Source organism: Rubrivivax albus (assembly GCF_004016515.1).
Classification (GTDB): Bacteria; Pseudomonadota; Gammaproteobacteria; order Burkholderiales; family Burkholderiaceae_C; genus Rubrivivax; species Rubrivivax albus.
This window is the reverse complement of the sequence record NZ_SACT01000001.1, coordinates 1,047,975-1,062,911: the sequence shown is the minus strand read 5'-3', so window position 1 is coordinate 1,062,911 and position 14,937 is coordinate 1,047,975. Positions and strand designations below refer to the sequence as shown.

At 70.0% G+C, this 14,937-nt stretch carries 17 protein-coding genes; 1 reads left to right on the top strand and 16 read right to left on the bottom strand.

Going from position 1 to position 14,937, the window contains the following annotated elements:
- Positions 1–10: 10 nt before the first annotated feature.
- The 10 genes from dnaB to ppsA form a co-directional block, all read right to left on the bottom strand.
- A complete protein-coding gene (gene dnaB / locus ENE75_RS04985) occupies positions 11–1,435 on the bottom strand; it encodes a replicative DNA helicase (protein ID WP_128196180.1) in 1,425 nt (474 codons plus the stop codon).
- Between the two features lie 165 nt (positions 1,436–1,600).
- The gene (rplI, locus tag ENE75_RS04980; protein ID WP_128196178.1) at positions 1,601–2,053 is read right to left on the bottom strand and encodes a 50S ribosomal protein L9; all 453 of its coding nucleotides are present in this window, start codon (positions 2,051–2,053) and stop codon (positions 1,601–1,603) included.
- A gap of 12 nt (positions 2,054–2,065) precedes the next feature.
- The gene (rpsR, locus tag ENE75_RS04975) at positions 2,066–2,356 is read right to left on the bottom strand and encodes a 30S ribosomal protein S18 (protein WP_128196176.1); all 291 of its coding nucleotides are present in this window, start codon (positions 2,354–2,356) and stop codon (positions 2,066–2,068) included.
- 51 nt (positions 2,357–2,407) lie between these two features.
- Positions 2,408–2,707: a primosomal replication protein N gene (gene priB / locus ENE75_RS04970; protein WP_128196174.1), complete on the bottom strand. Its 300-nt coding sequence runs from the start codon at positions 2,705–2,707 to the stop codon at positions 2,408–2,410.
- 28 nt (positions 2,708–2,735) lie between these two features.
- Positions 2,736–3,104, bottom strand: coding sequence for a 30S ribosomal protein S6 (rpsF, locus tag ENE75_RS04965; protein ID WP_128196172.1), 369 nt, complete (start codon positions 3,102–3,104; stop codon positions 2,736–2,738).
- Between the two features lie 155 nt (positions 3,105–3,259).
- Positions 3,260–5,371 (bottom strand): sodium:solute symporter family protein, encoded by a 2,112-nt coding sequence (locus ENE75_RS04960; RefSeq protein ID WP_128196170.1) that lies wholly within the window; start codon positions 5,369–5,371, stop codon positions 3,260–3,262.
- 1 nt (position 5,372) lies between these two features.
- Positions 5,373–5,630 carry a DUF4212 domain-containing protein gene (locus ENE75_RS04955; protein ID WP_128196167.1) on the bottom strand — a complete coding sequence of 86 codons (258 nt, stop codon included), beginning with the start codon at positions 5,628–5,630 and terminating at the stop codon, positions 5,373–5,375.
- Positions 5,631–5,695: 65 nt separating this feature from the next.
- Entirely contained in the window at positions 5,696–6,268 is a 573-nt protein-coding gene (locus ENE75_RS04950) for a tetratricopeptide repeat protein (RefSeq protein ID WP_233258921.1), read from the bottom strand.
- Complete coding sequence (locus tag ENE75_RS04945) at positions 6,265–6,561, bottom strand: hypothetical protein (protein ID WP_128196165.1); 297 nt, start codon at positions 6,559–6,561, stop codon at positions 6,265–6,267. The genes ENE75_RS04950 and ENE75_RS04945 overlap by 4 nt, the downstream gene beginning before the upstream one ends.
- 151 nt (positions 6,562–6,712) lie before the next feature.
- The gene (ppsA, locus tag ENE75_RS04940) at positions 6,713–9,133 is read right to left on the bottom strand and encodes a phosphoenolpyruvate synthase (RefSeq protein ID WP_128196163.1); all 2,421 of its coding nucleotides are present in this window, start codon (positions 9,131–9,133) and stop codon (positions 6,713–6,715) included.
- 192 nt (positions 9,134–9,325) lie between these two features.
- Here ppsA and ppsR point away from each other — a divergent pair, with 192 nt between their 5' ends.
- Positions 9,326–10,150 carry a posphoenolpyruvate synthetase regulatory kinase/phosphorylase PpsR gene (gene ppsR, locus ENE75_RS04935; protein ID WP_128196160.1) on the top strand — a complete coding sequence of 275 codons (825 nt, stop codon included), beginning with the start codon at positions 9,326–9,328 and terminating at the stop codon, positions 10,148–10,150.
- Here the strand turns inward: ppsR and ENE75_RS04930 are convergent.
- From ENE75_RS04930 to lpxD, 6 genes are read right to left on the bottom strand one after another with little or no spacing between them, the layout of a single operon-like run.
- A complete protein-coding gene (locus tag ENE75_RS04930; RefSeq protein ID WP_128196158.1) occupies positions 10,144–10,908 on the bottom strand; it encodes a TrmH family RNA methyltransferase in 765 nt (254 codons plus the stop codon). The two genes, ppsR and ENE75_RS04930, sit on opposite strands and share 7 nt — an antisense overlap.
- Positions 10,905–11,534: a ribonuclease HII gene (gene rnhB / locus ENE75_RS04925; RefSeq protein ID WP_128196155.1), complete on the bottom strand. Its 630-nt coding sequence runs from the start codon at positions 11,532–11,534 to the stop codon at positions 10,905–10,907. The genes ENE75_RS04930 and rnhB overlap by 4 nt, the downstream gene beginning before the upstream one ends.
- Entirely contained in the window at positions 11,527–12,657 is a 1,131-nt protein-coding gene (gene lpxB / locus ENE75_RS04920) for a lipid-A-disaccharide synthase (RefSeq protein ID WP_128196153.1), read from the bottom strand. Before lpxB ends, rnhB begins: the two co-directional genes overlap by 8 nt.
- On the bottom strand, positions 12,654–13,442 hold the full coding sequence (gene lpxA / locus ENE75_RS04915) for an acyl-ACP--UDP-N-acetylglucosamine O-acyltransferase (protein ID WP_128196151.1): 789 nt from the start codon (positions 13,440–13,442) through the stop codon (positions 12,654–12,656). Before lpxA ends, lpxB begins: the two co-directional genes overlap by 4 nt.
- 11 nt (positions 13,443–13,453) lie before the next feature.
- A complete protein-coding gene (gene fabZ, locus ENE75_RS04910; RefSeq protein WP_128196850.1) occupies positions 13,454–13,894 on the bottom strand; it encodes a 3-hydroxyacyl-ACP dehydratase FabZ in 441 nt (146 codons plus the stop codon).
- Between the two features lie 8 nt (positions 13,895–13,902).
- Entirely contained in the window at positions 13,903–14,925 is a 1,023-nt protein-coding gene (gene lpxD, locus ENE75_RS04905) for a UDP-3-O-(3-hydroxymyristoyl)glucosamine N-acyltransferase (protein ID WP_375138468.1), read from the bottom strand.
- Positions 14,926–14,937: the final 12 nt, after the last annotated feature.

Sequence of the window (14,937 nt, the reverse complement as noted above, 5' to 3'; positions counted from 1 at the left end):
CGTGTTGTCGTCAATACTCGTTGCCGTACTCCGGCGCCATGTTCTCGAAGCGCGTCAGCGGCTTCAGGAAGGTGAGCTTGGTGGTGCCCACAGGGCCGTTGCGCTGCTTGGCGATGATGATCTCCGACACCCCCGGCTCCTTGCTCGGGTTCGGGCCATCCATCTTGTTGTAGTAGTCGTCGCGGTAGATGAACATGATGACGTCGGCGTCCTGCTCGATGGCGCCGGACTCGCGCAGGTCGCTCATCATCGGCCGCTTGTCGGTGCGGGTCTCGACGCTGCGGTTGAGCTGCGACAGCGCGATCACCGGGCACTGCAGTTCCTTGGCCAGGCCCTTGAGGCCCCGCGAGATCTCGCCCAGCTCGGTGGCGCGGTTCTCGTCGCTGCCGCCGCTGCCGCTCATCAGCTGTAGGTAGTCGATGACGATCAGGCCCAGCGTGCCGCCGAACTGGCGCGCCATGCGCCGCGCCCGCGCACGCAGCTCGGCCACGTTCAGGCCCGGCGTCTCGTCGATGAAGAGCTGCGCCTGCTTGAGCTTGTCCACCGCCTCGGCCAGGCGGCCCCACTCGTCGTCGCCCAGCTTGCCGGTTCGCAGGTGGGTCTGGTCGATGCGGCCCAGCGAGCCCACCAGACGCAGCGCCAACTGCGACGCGCCCATTTCCATCGAGAACACCAGCACCGGCAGGCCCTCGTGCACGGCCACGTTCTCGGCGATGTTCAGCGCGAACGCGGTCTTGCCCATCGACGGGCGCGCGGCGAGCACGATCAGGTCGCCCTTCTGCAGACCGGCCATGTTGCGGTCGAGGTCGAAGAAGCCGCTGCGCACGCCGGTGACGTCCTCGGCGCCGTTCTCGGCCAGTTCCATCACGCGGTCGATCAGCGCCACGGCCAGCTTGTCGATGGCCTGGAAACCCTGGCGCTGGCGCGCGCCTTCCTCGCCGATGCGCAGGATCTGCGCCTCGGCCTCGTCCAGCAGCTGCGCCACCGCGCGGCCCTGCGGGTTGAAGGCATTGGTGGCGATCTCGTCGCTGGTGGCGATCAGCTTGCGCAGGATGGCGCGCTCGCGCACGATCTCCGCGTAGCGACGCAGGTTGGCCGCGCTGGGCACGCTCTGCGCCAGCGCGTTCAGGTAGGCCAGGCCGCCGACGTCCTCGCCCTTGCCCAGGCCCTGCAACTGCTCGAAGACGGTGATCACGTCGGCTGGCTTGCTGGCGGCGATCAGCGTGCCGATGGCGCCGTAGATCAGCCGGTGCTCCAGGCGGTAGAAGTCGCCTTCGGTGAGCAGGTCCGCCGCGCGGTCCCAGGCCAGGTTGTCCAGCAGCAGGCCGCCGAGCACGCTCTGCTCGGCCTCGTTGGAGTGCGGCGGCACGCGCAGGCGCGCCACCTCGTCGTCGCGTTCGGCGCCGTCTTTGCGGGAGGGGCTCAGCAGGGACATGGGGACAAACCTGTGGACAGCCGGTGGTCACGGTGGGGACAACGCCAGCCCCGAAAAGCAAAGGGCCGGCGTGAGCCGGCCCTCTCGGGTGGAGTGCCGGCGTCAGCCAGCCCTCGGATCGGGGCAGAAGCCCCGAGTGTGCATCGAACCGCCTGGTCGCGCCAGTCAGTCCGCCAGCGCGGTGACGGCCACCGTCACGTCGACCACGACGTCGGTGTGCGGCGCCACGGCCACCGTGTACTCGCCCACGGTCTTCAGCGGGCCAGTGGCCAGACGCACCTGCGACTTGGCGACCTCGAAGCCCAGCTTGCCCAGGGCCTCGGCAATGTCGGCGTTGGTGACGGAGCCGAACAGACGGCCGTCGACGCCGGCCTTCTGCGCGATGGTCACGGTCTTGCCGCTCATCTTGTCGCCCAGGGCCTGGGCGGCGGCCAGCTTCTCGGCGGCGGCCTTCTCCAGGTCCGCGCGCTTCTGCTCGAACTCCTTGATCGCGGCCTCGGTGGCGCGGCGGGCGCGCTTGGTCGGGATCAGGTAGTTGCGGGCGTAGCCGTCCTTGACCTTGACGATGTCGCCCAGGTTGCCCAGGGTGCCGATCTTTTCCAGCAGGATCACTTGCATGCCGTTCTCCTCTTAGACCTTGTGCTGGTCGCTGTAGGGCAGCAGGGCCAGGAAGCGCGCGCGCTTGATGGCGGTGGTCAGCTGGCGCTGGTAGATCGCGCGCGTGCCCGTCAGGCGCGCCGGCGTGATCTTGCCGTTGTCGCCGATGAAGTCACGCAGCACGTCGATCTCCTTGTAGTCGATCTCTTCGACGCCGGCGACGGTGAAGCGGCAGAAGCGCTTGCGGCGGAACAGCAGCGACTGGCTGTTGCGCTTGGGCTTCTTGTCCTTGCCGAAACGGCCTTTGCCACGGGGGGGTGCCATTGGGAATCTCCTGAAAATTGATCCGGATCGGAATTCGATGGGGCGAACAGGTCAGACAGCGTCGTCTGCAGGTTCGACCTCGGTCACGTGGAACAGCCAGCCGCGCCCGTTGCGGGCCGATGCCAGGAAGCCGGCGAACCGGGCTTGCCTGCCCAGCGGCATCGCCGCCAGGACCGCGGTGACCTCCCCCACCGCCTGCGCCTTCATCTCCAGGGAGAGCTGGCGCGGGTGGCCGGCCTGTTCGACCGTGGACTGGTGCTGGATCAGCAGGTCCAGGGCCGGCAGCCCGGCGGGGGTGAACCGCGGTGCGCCCCGCTGCAGCAGCGAACCCGACAACAGCAGCCGGTTCACGTGCGTGCGGCAGGCGCGGTCGCCGTCCTCAGGCCGCGGCCTCCTGCTGGCTGGCGGCCTTGCGGGCCTCCTCGCGCTCGACGGCCTTCATCATCACCGACGGGGCCGTCTCGGCCTTCTTGCGGGCGATGGTCATGTGGCGCAGCACGGCGTCGTTGAAGCGGAAGCCGGTCTCGAGTTCGGCAAGGGTTTCCTTGCTGCACTCGATGTTCAGGCACAGGTAGTGCGCCTTGGCCAGCTTCTGGATCATGTAGGCCAGCTGGCGCCGACCCCAGTCCTCGACACGGTGCACCGAGCCGCCGGCGGCAGTGACGATGCCCTTGTAACGCTCCAGCATGGCCGGAACCTGTTCGCTCTGATCCGGATGGATCAGCAGAACGATCTCGTAATGACGCATGAACACTCCTTGTGGATTCCGGCCGGCCAGGATGGCCTGCGCGGGGAAGCCGCCCCGGTGCGTCGGCATGGGTGCGGCAAGGGGAAAGCCCGCGATCATAGCACGGGCAGGCTGTGGCACCTGCCGCCCTGCCCGCCAGGGCGGCCCGGGGCGGGTCAGCGCGCCAGACCGTCCAGGTTGGGATAGCGGACGTGCTCCACCAGCGCCTGCACCTCGGGCCGCGGCGGCGGCGTCAGCAGGCTCACGACGACGATGACCGCGAAGCCCAGCGGCACACCGAACAGCCCCGCGGCAATCGGCTGAATGCCCCACCACAGCTCCACCGGCGAGGTGACGCCGAAGACGCCCCGCAGCCACGGGTGCGTCACGGCCATGTAGTAGAAGGTGATGCCCAGGCCCGCGACCATGCCGCAGATGGCGCCCCACTTGCTGGCGCGCTTCCAGAAGATGCCCAGCGTCAGCGCCGGGAAGAACGCGGCGGCGGCGAACGAGAACGCCGCCGAGACCAGGAACAGGATGTCGGCCGGCCGCTGGGCCGCCACCGACGCCGCGGCCACCGCCACCACCAGCAGCAGCGCCTTGGAGATGGCCACCCGGCGCGCGGTGGACGCGTTGGGGTCGATCATCTTGTAGTACATGTCGTGCGACAGCGCGTTGGCGATGGTCAGCAGCAGGCCGTCTGCGGTGGACAGCGCCGCCGCCAGGCCGCCGGCGGCCACCATGCCCGAGACCACGTAGGGCAGCCCGGCGATGGCCGGCGTGGCCAGCACGATGATGTCGCCGCCGATCTTCATCTCGCCGAGCTGCAGGATGCCGTCCTTGTTGATGTCGGTCACCGTCAGCAGCGCCGGGTCCACGCGGTGCCAGTCGGCGATCCATTGCGGCAGCTGGTCGAATGGCGTGCCCACCACGAGGCTGAACATCTCGTACTTCACCAGTACCGCCAGCGCCGGTGCGGTGACGTAGAGCATGAAGATGAAGAACAGCGACCAGGTCACCGACTCGCGCGCCTGCTTCACCGACGGCGTGGTGTAGTAGCGCATCAGGATGTGCGGCAGCGCCGCCGTGCCCAGCATCAGGCAGAACACCAGGGCCAGGAAGTTGCGCCGGGAGACATCGAAAGCCGCCTGCTCCTGCGGCGTGCCGTCCGGGTCGCCGGCGAATTGCTGCGCATGCCGCGGCATGCCGGCCAGCGGACGGGCCCGCGATTCGGCGGCGGCCTGGGCCGCCGACCAGGCCGCCGCGGCTTCGGTCTCGTTGCCGGGGAGGCGCGACAGCGCACGTTCCGCGGCCTGGATCTGTGCCACCGGCGCGTTCTCGGCCTTCAGCGCCGCCAGCTCCGCTTCCGCGGTGCTGCGCGCGGCGGTCAGCGAGGCGGGCACGTCCTGCAGCCGCCGGGCGTAGTCGTCGGCCTGCGCCTGGTACAGCGCGATCACCTCGCGTTCCTTCGGGTCGTCCAGCAGCTTCTGCTCCAGTGCCGTGACCTTCTGCAGCTGCGCGCCGTAGACCACCTGCGGCACCGGCACGCCGGTCTGCTTCACCGACAGCCAGACCACCGGGATCATGTAGGCGATGATGAGGATGATGTACTGCGCCACCTGCGTCCAGGTGACGGCACGCATGCCGCCGAGGAAGGAGCACACCAGGATGCCGCCCAGGCCGACGAAGACGCCGATGGTGAACTCCAGCCCGGTCAGCCGCGCGGTGATCACGCCCACGCCGAGGATCTGCGCCACCACGTAGGTGAAGGAGCAGAGGATGGCGGCGAAGATGCCGATGAAGCGCGCGGTGTTGCCCTCGTAGCGCGCGCCCAGGAAATCGGGGATCGTGAACTGGCCGAACTTGCGCAGGTACGGCGCCAGGAACAGCGCCACCAGCACGTAGCCGCCGGTCCAGCCCATGATGAAGGCGAGCCCGCCGTAACCGGTCAGGTACAAGGTGCCGGCCATGCCGATGAAGGAGGCGGCGCTCATCCAGTCGGCACCGGTGGCCATGCCGTTGTAGATCGCCGGCACGCGGCGGCCGGCCACGTAGTACTCCGACGCGTCGGAGGTGCGGCTCATGACGCCGATCCCGGCGTACAGCGCCACGGTGGCGAGCAGGAAGGTCAGGCCGATCCAGGTGCGCGGCAGGCCCAGCACCTCCAGCACCGCGAGCACGATGACGAAGGCGATGAAGCCCCCGGTGTACCAGCCGTAGACGCGGTTGAGCTGGGCCTTGAAGGCACGGTTGGCGGCCGCTGCGGAGCCGGTGGCGGGGCGGCTCATCTCACTCGTCCTCGGCCACGCCGTGCTCTTGGTCGAGCCGGTTCATCGTGCGCGCGTAGACGCCGATGATCAGCACGTAGACGACCAAGGCCCCCTGGGCCGCGACCCAGAAACTGAAGGGCCAGCCGAAGAAGTCGAAGCTGAGTTCGCGCGCGAAGTAGGCGACGACGAAGCTGACCACGAACCAGACGGCCATCAGCACCGTCGTCAGGCGCAGGTTGCTGCGCCAGTAGGCGCGGTGGTGTTCGCTCGCGGTCACGGGGGTCCTCCTCGGTCGTCTTGTTGTGTCGTGCGGCCAGGTGCTCGTTCGAGGCCGTGGGGGCCTCAGCCGGCCAGCATCGGGCCGAGTGAGCGCTGCAGCGCCGCCGCCGCGCGCGGCTCGAAGCCCTGCAGGTGGTGCACGATGCGCTTGGCTTCGTCCGGCCGGCCGCGGGCCTGGTGCACCTGGGCCAGGGCCACCCAGCCGTGCGGGCTCATCGGCTGAAGCGCCGTGTTCCGCTCCAGCGCCTGCGCGGCGCCGTCGAGCTGGCGCTGGCGCCACAGGGCCTGGCCGAGGCCGAACCAGGCACGGTCTAGCCGGGCGTCCACCTCGGTGGCGCGGGTGAAGGCGACGATGGCGCCCGCGTCGTCACCGCGTTGCTCACGGACCCAGCCCAGGTTGAACCAGGACGCCGCGTCCACCGGGGCATCGCCGAGCAGCTGCATGTATGCGGCTTCGGCCTCCGCCAGCCGACCGGCCGCGGCCAGCAGGTGGGCGCGGCTGGCCTGGGCGTGGCGGTCGGCCGGGCAGCGCACGAGCAGCCGCTCGAACAGCGCCAGCGCCGCCGCCGGACGGCCCAGGGCTAGCATCGCCAACGCGCGCCAGCGCAGCCATCGCAGACCGAGCGCGTCCATCATCGGCACTGCTCCAAGCCGATGCGCACGCACCAGCGCACCTTTTCGATCGTGACCACGACGTAGGCCAGCGCCAGCATCACGAAGGTCAGCAGGCCGACCTGCCGGTCCGACACCTGCGCCGGCGTCAACCGCCTCAAGGTGCCGGTGAACGGCCGGCCAACGACGCGCAGCAGCTGGTAGAACAGGTTGTGCTCGCGCGCCGGCCCGGCCAGCAGGTACAGCAAGCCCTGCCCGGCCAGGGCCAGCAGGGCGATGTAGAGCACGAGTTGCAGGACGTTGAGGACAGTGAGCATCGGGCCGCGGGCCCATCGGGGTGCGCCGGCCGCCATGGCCAGGGCCGCCCTCGGCACTGTTGGCCCGGCGTCTTACGGCGTTCTGACGCAGAGGGCCCGACCCCGCGTTTCCCCGGGGCCGGATTTCCCGCAGCGCGCCCGTCGGCGGTGTTCAGCCCTTGGCCAGACGCTGCCAGGTGTCGACCACGGTGTCCGGGTTCAGCGAGATCGACACGATGCCCTCGGCCGCCAGCCATTCGGCAAAGTCGGCGTGGTCGCTGGGGCCCTGACCGCAGATGCCGACGTACTTGCCGGTGGCCCGGCACGCGGTGATGGCGCGCGAGATCAGCGCCTTGACCGCCGGGTCGCGCTCGTCGAAGTCGTGCGCCAGCTGCTCCAGCCCACTGTCGCGGTCCAGGCCCAGCGTGAGCTGGGTCAGGTCGTTGGAGCCGATGGACATGCCGTCGAAGTGCTCCAGGAACTGCTCGGCCAGGATGGCGTTGCTGGGCACCTCGCACATCATGATCAGGCGCAGGCCGCTGTCGCCGCCCTCGGCCGCGCGCTTGAGGCCGCGCTCGGCCAGCATCTGCTTGACGCGCTCGGCCTGGCTGACCGTGCGCACGAAGGGCACCATGATCTCGACGTTGGTCAGCCCCATGTCCTGGCGCACGCGCTTGAGCGCCTCGCACTCCATCGCGAAGGCGTCCTGGAACTCGCCGCTGATGTAGCGGCTGGCGCCGCGGAATCCCAGCATCGGGTTCTCTTCGTCCGGCTCGTAGCGGGTGCCGCCGATCAGCTTGCGGTACTCGTTGCTCTTGAAGTCCGACAGGCGCACGATCACCGGCTTGGGCCAGAAGGCCGCGGCGATGGTGGCCACGCCCTCGGCCAGCTTGTCGACGTAGAACGCCCGCGGCGAGGCGTGACCACGCGCCACCGACTCCACCGCCTTCTTCAGCTCCGGGTCGATGTTGGGGTAGTCGAGGATGGCCTTGGGGTGCACCCCGATGTTGTTGTTGATGATGAACTCGAGCCGCGCCAGGCCGACCCCGGCGTTCGGGATCTGCGCGAAGTCGAAGGCCAGCGTCGGGTTGCCGACGTTCATCATGATCTTGATCGGGCAGTACGGCATCTCGCCGCGACGCACCTCGGTGACCTCGGTCTCCAGCAGGCCGTCGAAGACGAAGCCGGTGTCGCCCTCCGAACAGGCCACGGTGACCAGCGCGCCGTCCTGCAACGCATCGGTGGCATGCCCGCAGCCCACCACGGCCGGGATGCCCAGTTCACGGGCGATGATGGCCGCGTGGCAGGTGCGGCCGCCACGGTTGGTGACGATGGCGCTGGCGCGCTTCATCACCGGCTCCCAGTTGGGGTCGGTCATGTCGGCCACCAGCACGTCGCCGGGCTGCACCTTGTCCATCTCGGCCGGGCTGTGCACGATGCGCACGGTGCCGGTGCCCACCTTCTGGCCAATGGCGCGGCCCTCGGTCAGCACGGTGCTGCGCTTGTGGGGGTCGCCCTTGAGCTTGTAGCGATGCTCCACCTTGCCGGCGGCCTGGCTCTTCACCGTCTCCGGCCGCGCCTGCAGGATGTAGAGCTGGCCGTCCTGGCCGTCCTTGCCCCACTCGATGTCCATCGGGCGGCCGTAGTGCTGCTCGATGATCAGCGCGTACTTCGCGAGCTGGATCACGTCGGCGTCGGTGATCGAGTAGCGGTTGCGCTGCTCCGGCGGCGTGTCCTCCACGTGCACCAGGCGGCCGTGGTCGGCCCGCTGGCCGGCCGACGCGAAGGTCATGCGCTGCAGCTTGCTGCCCAGGCCGCGGCGGATGACCGGGAACTTGCCGGCCTGCAGCATCGGCTTGTGCACGTAGAACTCGTCGGGGTTCACCGCACCCTGCACCACCATCTCGCCCAGGCCATAGCTGGAGGTGATGAAGACCACGTCGGAGAAGCCCGACTCGGTGTCGATGGTGAACATCACGCCGGCCGCGCCCAGGTCGGAGCGCACCATGCGCTGCACGCCGGCCGACAGGGCCACGTCGGCATGCGCGAAACCCTTGTGCACGCGGTAGGAGATCGCGCGGTCGTTGTACAGCGACGCGAAGACCTCCTTCATCTTGTGCAGGATGTCGTCGATGCCCTCCACGTTGAGGAAGGTTTCCTGCTGGCCGGCGAACGAGGCATCGGGCAGGTCCTCGGCGGTGGCCGACGAGCGCACGGCGAAGGTGGCGCCCGGGTGGTCGGCCGTCAGGCGCACGAACTCCTCGCGCACCGCCTGCTCCAGCGCCGCCGGGAACGGCGTGTCCACCACCCACTGGCGGATCTGTGCGCCGGCCTCGGTGAGCGCTCGCACGTCGTCCACGTCCAGCTTCGTCAGCAGGGCGTCGATGCGCTCGGTGAGGCCCCCTTCGCGCAGGAACTCGCGGAAGGCGTGCGCCGTGGTGGCGAAGCCGCCCGGCACCTGCACGCCGGCGTGGGCCAGCTGGCTGATCATCTCGCCGAGGCTGGCGTTCTTGCCGCCCACCACCTCGACGTCGGTCATCCTCAGTTGTTCGAACGGAACGACCAGGGCGGTCGCCAGGGAGGCCTGAGACATGGGAAAACTCCGTGATGTGAAAAAACGGGGGCTCCCGCGTCCCGGGGCGAACCAGCGACGGCAGCACTTGGTGATTCTGCTTGTCGGCTGCGGCGGTTCACGGCGGGGATCGACGCGTGCATGGCCGCAAGGATAACGCCGGACGGCGCCCTATCATCGGCCGATCTCACGCCGACGAAGGCTGACCGCGCCATGCCCCATCGCACCGTGTTCTTTGTCTCGGACGGCACCGGCATCACCGCCGAGACCTTCGGCAACTCCATCCTCGCCCAGTTCCCGACCCAGCCGCGGCACGTGCGCCGGCCCTTCATCGACAGCATCGAGAAGGCGCGCCAGGTGGTCGACGAGATCAACCGCACCTTCGAGCGCGAGGGCAAGCGGCCCATCGTCTTCGCCACCCTGGTCAACGAGGCAGTGCGCGACACGCTCCAGGCCGACGACTGCAAGGGCCTGGTGATGGACATGTTCCGCACCTTCGTCGAGCCGCTGGAGGCCGAGTTCGGCGTCAAGAGCAACCACCGCGTCGGCCGCTTCTCCGACGTCAGCAAGAGCCACGAGTACACCGAGCGCATCGAGGCCATCAACTTCGCGCTGGCGCACGACGACGGCCAGAGCGCGCGCAACCTGGACATCGCCGACGTCATCCTGGTCGGCGTCAGCCGCAGCGGCAAGACGCCCACCAGCCTGTACCTGGCGATGCAGCACGGCATCAAGGCGGCCAACTACCCGCTGATCCCCGAGGACTTCGAGCGCAACGAACTGCCTTCGTCGCTGGCACCGTACAAGCCCAAGTGCTTCGGGCTGACCATCGACCCGGCACGGCTGGCGCAGATCCGCCACGAGCGGCGGCCGGGCAGCCGCTATGCGGCGCTGGAGAACTGCCGGCAGGAGGTGCGTGATGCGGAGGCGATGATGCGCCGCGCCGGCATCCCCTGGCTGAGTTCGACGCACAAGTCGATCGAGGAGATCGCCACCACCATCCTGCGCGACATCCAGCCGGAGCGGCTGGTCTACTGAAGCCTGCGCAGGCTTTCGTAGAAGCAGATGGCCGCGGCGGCGGCCACGTTCAGCGACTCCTCGCCACCGGGCTGCGGGATGCGCACGGTCAGGCTGCAGCGGGCCATCAGATCCGCCGACACGCCCTGCCCTTCGTGTCCCAGCACCCAGGCACAGGGCGACGGCAGATCGGCGGCAGGCAACGTGCCACTGGCGTGGCTGCTGGTGGCCACCAGGGGCAGCGCCAGGCCGTCCAGATCGTCCACCGTCAGTCCTTCGACCAGGCGCAGGCCGAAGTGCGCCCCCATGCCAGCCCGCAGCACCTTGGGCGACCACAAGGCCGCCGTACCCTTGAGCGCCAGCACCTGGCGCACGCCCAGGGCCGCGGCACTGCGCAGGATGCTGCCCACGTTGCCGGCGTCCTGCAGGCCGTCGAGCACGACACTCGGCGTCGCGGGTTCGGGGGCCGCACCGGCGGGCAGGTCGATCAGCGCGGCCAGGCCGGCGGGCGATTCCAGCGCACTCAGCCCGTCGAACAGCGCGGGTGGCAGCAGCACCACGTCGGCGGCCAGGGACACCAGGTCGGCATGCGTGTGCGCCATCGCCTCGGTGGCGAACAGCTGCGGCAAGGCCCAGCCGCGCTGCACGGCGGCCCGGCACAGGTGGTCGCCTTCCAGCCAGACCTGGCCGGTGCTGCGGTAGCCGCCTGGGCTGCGCAACTGCTTGCGCAGGCGCACTAGGTGCGGGTTGTCGCGCGACGTGATCCAGCGCGTGTTCACGCACCGCCTCCTGCAGCGCGAACCGGGCCGAAGCTGCGCCGGTGTGCCGGGCACGGGCCGTGGGCGCGCAGGGCGGCCAGGTGGGCTTCGGTCGGGTAGCCCTTGTGGCCGTCGAAACCGTACTGTGGCCACTGCACATGCAACGCCGCGCACTGCCGGTCGCGATGCACCTTGGCCAGGATCGACGCCGCCGAGATGGCCGGGACGGTGGCGTCGCCCTTCACGATGGCCGTGGCCGGCACCTTGAGCACCGGCAGCCGGTTGCCGTCCACCAGCACCTGCTTGGGCGTCAGACGCAGGCCCTCCACAGCGCGCCGCATCGCCAGCAGCGTGGCCTGCAGGATGTTCAGGCGGTCGATCTCCTCCACGCTGGCCTCGGCGATGCACAGCGCCAGCGCCTTGGCGTGGATCTCGTCGAACAGGCGCTCGCGCCGCAATGCAGTCAACGCCTTCGAGTCGGCCAGGCCGCGCACCGGCGCCTGGTCGTCGAGGATCACCGCCGCCGCCACCACCGGCCCGGCCAGCGGGCCACGGCCGGCTTCGTCGACGCCGGCCACCAGACCCGGTACCGACCAGTCGAGGCCCAGCTGCTGCGGCACGGTGGCCGCGCGCCGGCGCTCAGGCATGCAGCACCTCGGCGATCGCCCGTGTGGCAGCGGTGGCCGTGTCGCGGCGCAGTTCGTGGTGCATGGCCGTGAACCGTGCGCGCAGCCGGTCGGCGCGCGCCGCGTCGTCCAGGCCGACGAGCACGTCGACCGCCAGCTGCGCCGGCGTGCAGGCGTCCTGAATGCGCTCCGGCACCAGGAACTCGCGCGCGAGGATGTTGGGCAGGCCGACCCACGGCTGGTAGGCCATGCGCTTCATCAGCTGCCAGCTCAGCGGGTGCATGCGGTAGCCGATGACCATCGGCCGCTTGAACAGCGCCGCCTCCAGCGTGGCCGTGCCGCTGGCGATCAGCGTCAGATCGCAGGCCGCCAGGGCTTCGTGCGACCGGCCCTCCAGGCGCAGCAGGTCCAGGCCCGGCGCATGTTCGGCGATCAGCGGATCGACCAAGGGGCCGAGGCCGGGTGCCACCGGCAGCACGAAGCGCAGGGCCGGCCGTTCACGCTGCAGCCGGACGGCGGTCTGGAGGAAGGTCGGGGCGATGGTGCGGATCTCCGAGGCCCGGCTGCCGGGCAGCACCGCCACCACGGCGGCGTCGTCCGCCAGGCCCAAGGCGGCACGTGCGGCGGCGCGCGGCGGGTCGAGCGGAATCGCATCGGCCAGCGGATGGCCGACGAAGGTGGCCGCCACGCCGTGCTGCCGCAACAGCGCCGGCTCGAACGGGAACAGGCACAGCACGTGATCGCAGCTGGCCACCATCTTCTTCGCGCGGCCGCCCCGCCAGGCCCAGATCGACGGGCAGACGAAGTGGATCGCCGGAATGCCCGCAGCCTTCAGCCGCGCCTCCAGGCCCAGGTTGAAGTCGGGGGCGTCGACACCGATGAAGGCCGCCGGCCGCTCGGCGAGAAGACGGTCGCCGAGTTCGTCGCGCAGGCGCTTGAGGCCGCGGTAGTGCCGCAGCACCTCGACGTAGCCGCGCACGGCCAGCCGCTCGCTGGACCACCAGGCCTCGAAGCCTTGCGCCACCATCTTCGGCCCGCCGACACCAGCGAGCGCCAGCGTGGGCCAGTGTGCACGCAGGCCGCCGATGAGCAGGCTGGCCAGCAGGTCGCCGGACGCCTCGCCCGCCACCATCGCGAGCTTCATCGCACGATGCCGCGCGTCGAGGCCTCGAGGAAGTCCAGCAGCAGGGCCAGGTCGCCGTCGCCGCCGTCGACCGTGCCACGCAGCGCGCCGATGGCGGCCTTGGCCGCCTCCAGCGTCAGGCCGTCGCGGTAGAGCAACCGGTGCATCTGGCGGACCTGCGCGATGCGCTCGCGCGAGAAGCCGCGCCGCCGCAGGCCCTCGAGGTTGACGCCGTGCACCGCCAGCGGGTTGCCGCTGACGGTCATGAACGGCGGCACGTCCTGCGACACGTGGCTCTGGAAGCCGGTGATGGCGTGCGCGCCGATCTTGCAGAACTGGTGCACGCCCGTCAGTCCGCCGACGATGGCCCAGTCGCCCACGTGCACGTGGCCGGCCAGCGTGGCGTTGTTGGCCAGGATGGTGTCGTGGCCCAGCTGCACGTCGTGCGCGATGTGCACGTAGGCCATGATCCAGTTGCGGTCACCAACGCGGGTGACGCCGCCGTCCTGCACCGTGCCACGGCTGAAGGTGCAGAACTGGAAGATGGTGTTGCCGTCACCGATGTGCAGTTCGGTGGGTTCGCCGGCGTACTTCTTGTCCTGCGGCGTGCAGCCCAGGGCCGCGTGGGCATGCACGACGTTGTCGCGGCCCAGCGTCATCGGCCCTTCCAGCACGCAGTGCGCGCCGATGCGCGTGCCCTCGCCCACGCGCACGCCGGCGCCGATCACCGCGTAGGGGCCGACCTCCACGCTTGGGTGCAGTTCGGCACCGGCGTCGATGAGCGCGGTGGGGTGCAGGCGGGCCATGCCGCAGGCCCTCAGGCGATCTTGCGCATCGTGCACATCAGCTCGGCCTCGACGGTGGTCTCGCCGTCGACGCTGGCGCGTGCCTTGTACTTGTGGATGCCGCCGCGCACGCGCTCGATGGTGGCCTCCAGGATCAGCTGGTCACCGGGCTCGACGGGCCGCTTGAAGCGGGCGCCGTCGATGCCGACGAAGTAGACCACCGTGTCGTCGCCCGGCTCCTGCCCCATCGACTCGAACGACAGCAGCGCCGAGGTCTGCGCCAGCGCCTCGAGCATCAGCACGCCAGGCATCACAGGCCGGGCCGGGAAGTGCCCCATGAAGTACGGCTCGTTGTAGGTGACGTTCTTCAGCGCCTTGATGCGGACGTCCTTCTCGAACTCGACCACGCGGTCCACCAGCAGGATGGGGTAGCGGTGGGGCAGCTTCTTGAGGATCTTGTGGATGTCCAGGATCGGGGTCGTCATGTCTTCTTCTCCAACGCACGCAGGCGCTCGCGCAGGGTGTGCAGCTGCCGCAGCGTGGCAGCGTTCTTCTCCCAGGCGGCATTGTCGTCGAAGGGGAACAGGCCGCTGTACTGGCCGGGCTTGAGGATGGACCGCGTGATCACCGTGGCCGCGGTCACGTGCACGTGGTCCACCAGCTCCAGATGCCCGAGGATGATGGCGCCGCCGCCGGCCGTGCAGTGGCGGCCGATCCTCGCGCTGCCGGCCACGCCGACGCAGCCGGCAAAGGCGCTGTGCGCGCCGACACGCACGTTGTGGCCGATCTGCACCAGGTTATCGAGCTTGACGCCGTCCTCGATCACGGTGTCCTCGAGCGCGCCGCGGTCGATGCAGGTGTTGGCGCCGATCTCCACGTCGTCGCCGATGCGCACCGTGCCCAGCTGCTCGATCTTGACCCACTGCCCGCCGTGCGGCGCGAAGCCGAAACCGTCGGCGCCGATCACGGCGCCACCGTGCACCAGGCCGCGTGCGCCGATGCGGCAACCGTCCAGCAGCGTGGCGCGCGGCATCAGCCGCGTCCATTCACCAACGACGGCATCCCGGCCAACGTGGGCCTGCGCCGACACGACGGCGCCGCGGTCGATGCGCGCTCCCGGGCCGACGTACGCCAGCGGCCCCACATGGGCCTCGGCATGGACCACCGCGCCGGCTTCCACCACGGCGCTGGGATGCACACCCGGAACCACTGCGGGCTGCACCTGCCGTGCCCACCATTGCGTCAGCAGTGCAAACGCGTGGTAAGGGTCGGCCACCAGCACCGACGCGGGGCGCTCGCCCACCGCGTCGCGCAGTTCCGGCTGCACTAGCACGCAGCCCGCACCGCTGGCGTCGAGCTGCGCGCGGTAGCGCGGATGGGAGAGGAAGCTGACGGTGGCGCCGTCGGCGGTGGCCAGCGGACCGATGCGATGGCATGCCAGCCCGCCATCGCCCTGCACCTCGCCGCCGACCAGGGCGGCGATCTCGGCGACGCTGATCGTCAGCATCGCAGGCGC

Bases quoted from the DNA above. Each gene is read 5' to 3' on its own strand.
- dnaB (WP_128196180.1), bottom strand. From the start codon at position 1,435: ATGTCCCTGCTGAGCCCCTCCCGCAAAGACGGCGCCGAACGCGACGAC.
- rplI (WP_128196178.1), bottom strand. From the start codon at position 2,053: ATGCAAGTGATCCTGCTGGAAAAGATCGGCACCCTGGGCAACCTGGGC.
- rpsR (WP_128196176.1), bottom strand. From the start codon at position 2,356: ATGGCACCCCCCCGTGGCAAAGGCCGTTTCGGCAAGGACAAGAAGCCC.
- rpsF (WP_128196172.1), bottom strand. From the start codon at position 3,104: ATGCGTCATTACGAGATCGTTCTGCTGATCCATCCGGATCAGAGCGAA.
- ENE75_RS04960 (WP_128196170.1), bottom strand. From the start codon at position 5,371: ATGAGCCGCCCCGCCACCGGCTCCGCAGCGGCCGCCAACCGTGCCTTC.
- ENE75_RS04950 (WP_233258921.1), bottom strand. From the start codon at position 6,268: ATGATGGACGCGCTCGGTCTGCGATGGCTGCGCTGGCGCGCGTTGGCG.
- ENE75_RS04945 (WP_128196165.1), bottom strand. From the start codon at position 6,561: ATGCTCACTGTCCTCAACGTCCTGCAACTCGTGCTCTACATCGCCCTG.
- ppsA (WP_128196163.1), bottom strand. From the start codon at position 9,133: ATGTCTCAGGCCTCCCTGGCGACCGCCCTGGTCGTTCCGTTCGAACAA.
- ppsR (WP_128196160.1), top strand. From the start codon at position 9,326: ATGCCCCATCGCACCGTGTTCTTTGTCTCGGACGGCACCGGCATCACC.
- rnhB (WP_128196155.1), bottom strand. From the start codon at position 11,534: ATGCCTGAGCGCCGGCGCGCGGCCACCGTGCCGCAGCAGCTGGGCCTC.
- lpxB (WP_128196153.1), bottom strand. From the start codon at position 12,657: ATGAAGCTCGCGATGGTGGCGGGCGAGGCGTCCGGCGACCTGCTGGCC.
- lpxA (WP_128196151.1), bottom strand. From the start codon at position 13,442: ATGGCCCGCCTGCACCCCACCGCGCTCATCGACGCCGGTGCCGAACTG.